The sequence below is a fragment of the Cellulomonas sp. A375-1 genome, from assembly GCF_001040865.1.
Taxonomy (GTDB): Bacteria; Actinomycetota; Actinomycetes; order Actinomycetales; family Cellulomonadaceae; genus Cellulomonas; species Cellulomonas gelida.
Genome location: NZ_LFKW01000054.1, coordinates 1 through 8,708 on the forward strand (window position 1 = coordinate 1; position 8,708 = coordinate 8,708).

General features: G+C 71.2%; 7 protein-coding genes, 1 tRNA gene and 2 pseudogenes. 3 read left to right on the forward strand and 7 right to left on the reverse strand.

The genetic code is table 11. The features are described 5' to 3' along the window. The 6 genes and pseudogenes from CWIS_RS19285 to CWIS_RS06285 form a co-directional block, all read right to left on the reverse strand. Positions 1-167, reverse strand: a pseudogene (locus CWIS_RS19285) (methyl-accepting chemotaxis protein); the annotation flags it as partial. A gap of 56 nt (positions 168-223) precedes the next feature. Further along, positions 224-577: pseudogene (locus tag CWIS_RS19290) on the reverse strand (phage tail protein); the annotation flags it as partial. After that, positions 540-713, reverse strand: coding sequence for a DUF6760 family protein (locus CWIS_RS18665; protein WP_170211014.1), 174 nt, complete (start codon positions 711-713; stop codon positions 540-542). The gene CWIS_RS18665 and the pseudogene CWIS_RS19290, both read right to left, overlap by 38 nt. Positions 714-722: 9 nt before the next feature. Continuing rightward, positions 723-1,214 carry a hypothetical protein gene (locus CWIS_RS06275; RefSeq protein WP_053071582.1) on the reverse strand — a complete coding sequence of 164 codons (492 nt, stop codon included), beginning with the start codon at positions 1,212-1,214 and terminating at the stop codon, positions 723-725. Further along, positions 1,211-1,693, reverse strand: a complete 483-nt coding sequence (locus CWIS_RS06280; protein ID WP_048342411.1) for a phage tail protein — start codon at positions 1,691-1,693, stop codon at positions 1,211-1,213. The genes CWIS_RS06275 and CWIS_RS06280 overlap by 4 nt, the downstream gene beginning before the upstream one ends. 32 nt (positions 1,694-1,725) lie before the next feature. Continuing rightward, positions 1,726-3,294 (reverse strand): phage tail sheath family protein, encoded by a 1,569-nt coding sequence (locus CWIS_RS06285; RefSeq protein WP_048342412.1) that lies wholly within the window; start codon positions 3,292-3,294, stop codon positions 1,726-1,728. 235 nt (positions 3,295-3,529) lie between these two features. Between CWIS_RS06285 and CWIS_RS06290 the strand changes: the two genes are divergently transcribed. Then, on the forward strand, positions 3,530-6,214 hold the full coding sequence (locus CWIS_RS06290; RefSeq protein ID WP_197080774.1) for a LuxR family transcriptional regulator: 2,685 nt from the start codon (positions 3,530-3,532) through the stop codon (positions 6,212-6,214). A gap of 99 nt (positions 6,215-6,313) precedes the next feature. Here CWIS_RS06290 and CWIS_RS06295 read toward each other — a convergent pair whose 3' ends face one another. Continuing rightward, positions 6,314-7,306, reverse strand: coding sequence for a glycoside hydrolase family 11 protein (locus tag CWIS_RS06295; RefSeq protein WP_048342414.1), 993 nt, complete (start codon positions 7,304-7,306; stop codon positions 6,314-6,316). Positions 7,307-7,684: 378 nt separating this feature from the next. On the opposite strand from CWIS_RS06295, the gene CWIS_RS06300 reads away from it, so the two are divergent. Then, a complete protein-coding gene (locus CWIS_RS06300) occupies positions 7,685-8,275 on the forward strand; it encodes a sugar O-acetyltransferase (RefSeq protein WP_048342415.1) in 591 nt (196 codons plus the stop codon). A gap of 274 nt (positions 8,276-8,549) precedes the next feature. Continuing rightward, a tRNA-Arg gene (locus CWIS_RS06305) sits at positions 8,550-8,622 on the forward strand. The last annotated feature ends 86 nt before the right edge of the window (positions 8,623-8,708 follow it).

Consider the following 8,708-nt stretch of genomic DNA (forward strand, 5'->3'; position numbering starts at 1 on the left):
GCGATCTCCCGGATCGAGGCACCCATCTGCTCGGCACCCGCCGCGACCGCCTGCACGTTGCGCGAGACCTGCTCGGCCGCCGCGGCCACGACACCCGCCTGCGCGGACGTCTCCTCGGACGTCGAGCCGACCTGCTGCGAGGCGGCGGAGAGCTCCTCGGCCGCGGCCCGGCCCACGACACGGCGAACACGCCCTCGAACTCCCACGAGCGCAGGCGCGCGCCCTGGTGGTCGACGACGGTCACGGCGCCCGTGGAACGGGTCAGGCTGTTCTGGTTGCCCGCGAACCCCTCGCCCGACGAGCTCGCGACCCACTGGAACAGCGCGTCGGAGTTCACCAGGCCCCGGCGGAACACCAGGTTCGGCCAGCGGATCACGCCGGGGAAGCGGTGCACGTACTGGTTCTGCCCGCCCTCGAGGTACTCCTGCGTGCTCACGGTCATCTCGAGGCCGGTGACCTCGACGAAGTACCCGATCTCGACACCGTCGACCTCGAACAGGAAGTTGGCGGAGACGGGCGCGTCTCCACCCAGGGGTCCTTCAGGCACTGTCGCGCACCGCCTCCCACGCTCGGGCATTCATCGCTGAGACAGCCCGCACCATCCGGACGCGGTCCATGTGCTCGAGGTCGAGCAGGTCGGGCAGCGGCCAGTGCAGGTGGTACGCCAGGTAGGCGATCTCCTGCCAGAGGACGTCGACGGGGTAGCGCAGCATGGTCAGGACCTAGTGACGGGCCTCGGAGCGGATCTCCTCGATCGCCCCGCGGCCGGGCCGGGGCAGCGCGGCGGCTGCCTCGACGGAGGACGTCGGTGCGGCTTCCTGGCTCTCGGCGTCGGGCGCCGGGGCCTCGTCGGACGACGAGACCCCGGGCGCCTGACCGAGCGCGCGCTGGGCGGCGACGAACTCCTCGAACTCCTGCTGGCTCCCGAAGTTGATCACCCCGTAGAAGTCCTGCAGGTAGGCCAGGTCCGCCGCGAACAGACCCTCGATCTCGTGCGGCGTGACCATGGGCAGCGTGCCGAGGGACTCCACGACACGCGCCAGGACGACGATCGTCAGACGAGGGTCGTCGGGGCCCGTGACCGTGGGGTCGCGCAGCGGCTCGAGCTCGTCGCGGGCCGTGGCGAGCCGCATCACGCCGTCCCGGTGGACGTCGCCGTTGCGGTCGACGTACCCCCGGGGCAGCGTGAACTCGTAGCGGGTGCGCAGGCTCACTTGACTCGCGCGAGCGACTCGACGGTGAGGGTGATGGTCTCCTTCACCGGGTCGTTCGACTCGACGCTGAGCTGGTCGGTCGAGATCTTGCTCGGCCAGCCGTTGGTGAAGTTGAACCGCGCGATCTCGGCGTTCGTGGAGTCGTACATGACGATCGAGCCGCTCTTGCGGTTGTTCGACCGGTCCGACAGCAGGATGCCCTTGTCGCGGATGTCGTTGAACCAGCCCCAGAGCTTGTCCTGCGTCATGTCCGGCGGGGCCATGCGCACGAGCTGCAGGTCGGGGGCCTTGTTCGACTTGCCGAGCGTCTTGACGACCTGGATCTTGCCGTTCGCACCGGCCTGCTCCATGGTCACGACCTCCATCTCGATGTCCAGACCGGACACCGAGCTGAGGATGGAGACGACCGAGCCGTCGATCTCGAGGAAGAAGTTCTGCGAGACGATCGGGTCGTTGTTGATGAGTGCTTCGTTGGGCATCGACGTGCTCCTTCAGTCAGGGACGGGTGCGGTCAGTTCGCGATCTGCTTGTTCTGGCTGATCCGGAAGATCACGAACTCGGCGGGCTTGACGGGCGCGATGCCGACCTCGACGACGAGACGGCCGGCGTCGATCGACTCCGGGGGGTTGGTCGTCTCGTCGCACTTGACGAAGAACGCCTGGTCGGGCGACGCGCCGAACAGCGCCCCGGCCTGCCACAGCCCACGCAGGTACGCGTTGAGCGTGCGCTTGACGCCCTCCCACAGGGAGACGTCGTTCGGCTCGAAGACGGCCCACTGGGTGCCCTCGAGGATCGTCGACTCGATCATGTTGAACAGGCGACGCACGTTGATGTACTGCCAGTCGGTGTCCGAGGCGAGCGTGCGGGCGCCCCAGATGCGGATGCCGCGCGTGCCGAACGGGCGGATCGCGTTGATGCCGATCGGGTTGAGGATGCCCTGCTCGTTCTGCGTGATCGAGCGCTCGACGTCCAGGACGCCGCGGATCGTGTCGTTGGCCGGGGCCTTCCACACGCCGCGCGACTCGTCGGTCCGTGCCCACACGCCCGCGACGTGACCGGACGGGGGCAGCAGGATCTCGGAGCTGCCGTTGGAGCCGGTCGGGTTCTCGACCTTGATCCACGGGTAGTACAGCGTCGCGAACGCGGAGTCGTACTGCGCGACGTCGCTGCGCCACTCCTTGACCTGCTGCGGCGTGAACCCGGGAGGGGCGTCGAGGATCGCGACGCGGTTGGCGTGCTGCTCGCAGTGCGCGATCAGGCTCGTCTGGACGGCCTTCCACAGGCCCAGGTCGAGCGAGCCGTCGTCCTTGGTGGCCGCGGTGAGCAGGTCGGGGACGACGACGATCGTGACGTCCTCGGCGATCGCCAGGCCGTTGATGCCCGACCGGGCCGACTCCGAGCCGGCGAACTTGCGGCCCGAGACGGCGACGGGCTTCGGTGCAGCCTTCTCGAGCGAGTACTGGCCCGGCTTGAGCAGCTCGAGCTGGCTCGACAGGTCGGTGTCCTGCGCGAGCTTGATCTCCACCTTGACCTTGGTGGACGTCTTGTTGATGACGGTCGCGGCGTCGCGCGGGCCGCCGAGCGTCAGGTCGTCGTAGGTCTCGACGGCCTCGCCGGCCTCGACGATCGTGATGCTGAACGGCGCGGGGCCGTCCTCGTCGTCGGGCGCGTCGGCGGTGCTGACGAGGACCGTGAGGTCGGCGTCGGGCTCGACGGACTCGATCGCGAGCGGCAGGCCGAGCGAGCGGTCGTAGGCCGGGAGCTCGAGGCGGGCCGGCTCACCGGACGGCTCGGCGTTCGGGATCCGCACGACGTACGCCTGCGCGCCGCCGTTGAGGAAGAAGCCGTAGATCGACAGGGGCAGGAGCGCACCCTCGACGAAGCCGCCGTACAGCGACTCGAACTGGGTCCAGCTCGTCACGAGCCGCGGCGCGAGGCCGTTCGGGTCGTTCGGGTCGTCCGTCGGGAACGAGGCGGTGAACCCGACGAACGCGGCGACGGCCGTCGGGGCCGAGGTCAGGACCTTCTGAGTCGAGGGGATCTCCTCGACGTACACGCCAGGGGCTGTGTAGGTGGGCACGGGCCATCCTTCTTTCGGCTGTGGCCCCCGCGTTGGGGTCAGGACACCGGCGCGGGGTGATCGGCAGACGCAGGTGTGTCGTGCCTCGAGGCTAGGAAGCGGGCCCGTACCGGGTCATCGGTAATCGCTACGCAACGTCGCGGAGTCGGGCCCAAGGTCCGTTGCGCGCGCGACCGGGCGAAATTCTGTCCAGCCGACGAGAGCGATGGTCACTTGCCCCCGTCCACAGTCCATGATGAGGACCAAGGTCCTGCTCACCCCGTTGAAAGGCATCGACGTCGTGCCTGCCTCGCCGCGCTCGTCGCGGGCTGTGGCGCGCGACGAGCCCGAGGTCGAGCCGGTCGCACCGGTCGCGGTGAGCCAGCAGGGGTCGACGCCGTTCGCGTCGCGCCACCTCGTCATGCCGGCGTCCCGGCGTGAGGCCGTCGAGCAGCTGCGCGAGTGCCTGCGCGAGGGGCGCAGCGTGCTCGTCGTCGGCGAGGCGGGGGTCGGCAAGACGGCGCTCGCGGCCCGCGCGCTCGAGGGTCTGGTGATCGACGGCCGCGCCCCGTACGTCGTGGCGCTCACGGGCGCGTCCTCCCGGGCCGGGCTGCCGCTGTCGGGGCTCGAGCCGCTGCTCGCCGACGACCTGTTCTCGATCGGCTCGTTCGCGCGGACCGTGCGCGTGCTCGGCCAGTCGCTCGCCGAGCTCGCGGGCGATGCCCCGCTCGTCCTGCGCCTCGACGACGCCCACCTGCTCGACGACGCGTCCGCGCAGGCCCTCGCGTGGGTCGTGCGGCAGCGCACGGTGCTGCTCGTGGCGACCTCGCGCTCGTCGGGCGCCTCGGACTCGCCGTGGCTCGAGCTGTGGAAGGACGACGTGGTCGAGCGCATCGACGTCGCGCCGTTCACGCTCGCGGAGATGGAGCAGTGGCTCGCGGGCGAGCTGGGCGGGCTCCCGACGGCGGACACCGTGCGCCGGATCTGGGGAGAGACGCGCGGCAACGTGTTCCACGCGCGCGAGCTGGTGCGCACGGAGCGCTCCGCGGGCGGGCTGCGCGAGTACGACGGCGTGTGGATGTGGACCGGCCGCGCCACGCCCGGCTCGCGCCTGCTGGAGATCGTCGAGAACGACGTCGCGCGCCTGTCGCCGGACGCGCACCGCGCGCTCGAGGCCGTCGCGCTGCTGTGCCCCGTCCCGCTGCGCCTGCTCCTCGACGTGGTGCCGCGGACCGCGGTCGACGAGCTCACCCACACCGGTGTCGCGACGCTGCGCCCGCAGCCCTCGGCCGGCGGCAGCGAGATCGTCGTCGACCTGGCGCACGCCCTGTACGCCGAGGCGGTGCGCGCGCGGGTGCCCGGCGGTCGTCGGCGCGAGGTGCTCGACCTCGTCGCGGGCTCCACGCATGCGGCGTCGGGCGCCTCGCTCATGCGGTCGGTCATGCTCGCGATGGACTCGGGGATCGTCGTCGGACGCGCGCGGTTCGAAGCCGCGGTCGCGGAGGCGTTCACGCTGCAGCAGCCCGACGTCGTGATCCGGCTCGTGGACCTGGCGCTGCGCACGACGCCCGTGGGCGGCGAGTACTGGGCGTGCCTGATGAACTGGCGCGGCGAGGCCTGGTGGACGCAGAGCGAGCTGGTGCGCGCGGGGCGGGACGCGACCATCGTCATCGAGACGCTGCGCGCCCTGCCCACGCTGGATGCGGCGCTGGTGCGGCGGATGGTCGACGCGGTGCAGATCCTGTCCGCCGCGCTGCACGTCTCGGGGACGGACGTGGACGACGCGCTCGAGATCGCGCGGTCCACCGCGCGCTGGCTCGAGTCGATCGACGCGCCGGGGGACTGGGCCGACGAGCTCGCCGTCACGCGCCTGGTCCGGCTCGGTTGGGCGGGCCGCGCGACGCAGACGCGGGCCGAGGCCCTCGCGATGCTGTCCCGCCCGCGCGTCCCGGCGACCGCGGTGCGGCTCGTCGCCCCGACGGTCGTCGGCCTGGCCGACGCGGGACGGTTCGCCGAGGCGCGCGAGCTCGCCGAGCGCCACCTGCCGGTCGCCGAGGCGCTGGCCGACCGGTACCGGTGGGGCGTCGGCGAGATCTACGTGGTCGACATCCTCACGCGCCTGTGGTCCGGCGACCTGAGCGTGCTGGAGGAGGAGAACCTGCGGACGCTCGACGAGAACCCGGTCGCGATCGACTGGGTCGCGCTGCAGGCCGCCAAGGGCATCGCGGGGATCCTGTTCGGCGCGTGGTCGCAGGCGGCCACCGAGCTGCGCGCCGCGAACGCGCGCCTGCGCGTCAACGACCGCGGCGGGATGATCGCGTTCACCACGGCCGCTGAGGCGCTCGCGGTGGCGGCGAGCGGTGCGACGAACGCCGCGCGGCACCTGCTGGCGTCCGTCGAGGCGACGCCCCTGCGCGCCGCGGCCGCGCTCGAGCCCGAGGTGCGCATGCTCAAGCTCGACGCGCTGGCGTGGCTGCGGGACCCGGGAGTGAAGGTCGAGGCGTCGCTGCTCGCGCAGTGGGCCCGCGACCGGGGTGCCTCACGCGTCGAGCTCGAGGCGCTGCACCGGTTCGTCCGCGCCGGCGGACGCTCGCCCGACGTGCTGGAGCGCGTCGCGATCCTGGCGCGCACGGTCGAGGGCGCGCGGGCCGCGGCCGTCGCGGCGCACATCGACGCGATGGTGGGCGACGACGTCGACCTCGCCCGGATCGCCGAGCGGGACCTCAACCGCCGCGGGCTGTGGCTCCCGCCGCTCGAGCCGCCGGTCGCGCTGACCCCGCGCGAGCGCGAGATCGCCTCGCTCGCCGCGGGCGGCATGACGTCCCGCGCGATCGCCGCGCGCCTGACCCTGTCCGTGCGGACGGTGGACTCCCACCTCGCGCGCGTGTTCGCCAAGACCGGCGTCCACTCGCGCGAGGGGCTGGTCGCGGTCCTGCGCTGACCCCGCGTTCCTCGTCGGACCGGCTCGCCGAGCGTCCCGGGACGACGAAGGGGGCGCGGTCCCGACTCTCGTCGCGCCGCGCCCCCTCGTCGGGCCGTGTCAGCAGAACGCGCTGGGCGTCCAGTTCACGTTGTTCGGACCCTTGTAGTAGGTGACGCCGAACGTGTTCCCGGCTCCGTTCGGGGTGAACGTGTTGCCGTTGCGGTTGGCGTTCCAGGAGTTCTGGAGCGACTGGCCGTTCGACGGGTAGACCGTCACCGTCCAGCTGCTCGAGCCGGAGACCGTGTAGGTGACGTTGAACCGGTCACCCCACTCCTGGGTCTTGGTCGCGGAGACCGTGCAGGACCCGCCGCCCCCGCCGGGGTTGCCGCCGCCGCCGTTGTTGCCGCCGTTGTTCCCACCCGACGAGCCCTCGGACACGGTGATGTTCGACGAGCCGGAGGACTGGTAGCCCTCGGTCGCGAGGATCTGGTAGTTGTGCGAGCCGAGGTTCATGCCCTTGGACGCCCACGCGTCGAAGTGGTTGCCGGCCGTGATGGTGCCGCCGGTCCGCTTCTGCTGCCGCACCGACCAGTACTGGTAGAACGTCGCGGTGCCCTGGATGGAGGGCTGGTTGACGCGCTGGGTGCGGTAGATGTCGTACGTGCCGCCGTCCGAGTTGACGGTGCCCATGTACGAGCCGGTGGGGCGGTAGGTGCCCCAGTTGTCGACGATGTAGTACTCGATCAGCGGGCCGGTGGTCCACCCGTACAGCGTCAGGTAGGCGTTCCCGGACGGGTTGAACTGGCCGGAGTAGGAGACGGCGCGGCGGGTGCCGGTCTGCCATCCCTTGCCGGCGACGAAGTTGCCCGTGTTGCGCCACGACGTCGAGTAGTTGCCGCCCGAGCCGAGGTCCATCGAGACGGTGCCCTGCGAGTCGGTCCAGAACGAGTAGTAGTACCCGTTGTTGGTCCCGGTCGAGTTCGACGAGATGGCCGACGCGGGCGCCGCGATGGCCAGACCGCCGGCCGTGAGCGCAGCTGCGGCGACGAGGCCGACGACGGACTTGAAGGAGCGGCGACGGTGTCGCGGGGCTCCGATAGTTGCGGACATTCTGCACTCCCTCGTGCGGAATCGTTGACCTTGGTCTGCGACGACCCGTCGTCCTCGGCGGGTCCCCCTGAGCGCCGGCCGGTGGGGGCCGACGCGTGCGGCCTGCGACGAGAAGCTCGCCCGCCAGGCCGTGGCAGAGCGATTCTGTGCGCGGGCGTGGGAGTGGTCAAGATGTCCGAGCATGGGAGTTTCGTTCTCTGAATCGGTTATGTTTCGGAAAGTGCGTATCCGACGGTCGTGCGTCGGTACGCGCCGTCGTCGGTCCCGCCGCGCCTCGCGCCTGGTGCGCGGCCGCTGCTCGTCGCGCCTCACGGCCGGGGGCGACCCGGCACGCGACCATGGGGGACCCACCCGCGGACGACGAACGGAACCACCCCGATGAACCTCGCAGAGCAGCGAGCGCACATCCTCACCGGCGCCATGTACGACGACCTGACCCCCGAGCTGGTGGCCGCCCGCGAGGCGACCGTGCTGCGCACCAACGAGTACAACGCGACGTTCGGCCGCCCGCCGGCTGAGCGCGAGGCGCTCCTCGCGACCCTGCTCGCTGCGGTGGGCACCGGCGTGCACTTCGAGCCCACGTTCCGGTGCGAGTTCGGCTACAACATCACGATCGGCTCGAACTTCTACGCCAACTTCGACTGCGTGATGCTCGACGGAGCGCCCATCACCATCGGCGACAACGTCCTGCTCGGCCCGCGCGTCGGGATCTTCACCTCCAACCACGCCCTCGATCCCGTCGAGCGCGTCAACGGCGCCTGCTACGCCAAGCCCGTGACCATCGGCGACAACGTGTGGATCGGCGGTCACGTCACCATCAACCAAGGCGTGACCATCGGCGCCGGCTCCGTCATCGGCTCCGGAAGCGTCGTCACCCGCGACATCCCCCCGGGCGTCATCGCCGCCGGCGTCCCCGCCCGAGTCCTACGCCCCATCACGTCAGCCGACTCGACCGGTTGGAAGCCGTAGCCGCCCAGCGCGCTCTGCGGGCGTCCTTGCTCCAAGGCTGCGTGCTCCAGCCGACCATCGAGTCCGACGAGCGTGTCGTCGGCACCGTCGTCGCCGTCGCCATCCTGCTGGTCCCCACCGACCACGGCCCGCTCCCGTTCTCACCGCACCGCTCCGGTAGGCTTCCTGCGTCCTTGCGGTCGCCTACCGGCGCTGCGGGGACTCGCAAGGATCGCCACGGCAGTCACGCAGCCCGAGCCGAACTCGGCTCCGCTCGCACGCTCTGCCGGATCCCGCGCCTGTAGCTCAGGGGATAGAGCACCGCTCTCCTAAAGCGGGTGTCGGCAGTTCGAATCTGCCCAGGCGCACAGAGTGTTTGGGCAGGTCATCGGCGGTATGGGTGCCTGGGACTGCTGCAGGGTCGGTTGACACCGTGACCTGCCCCACGGCCTGG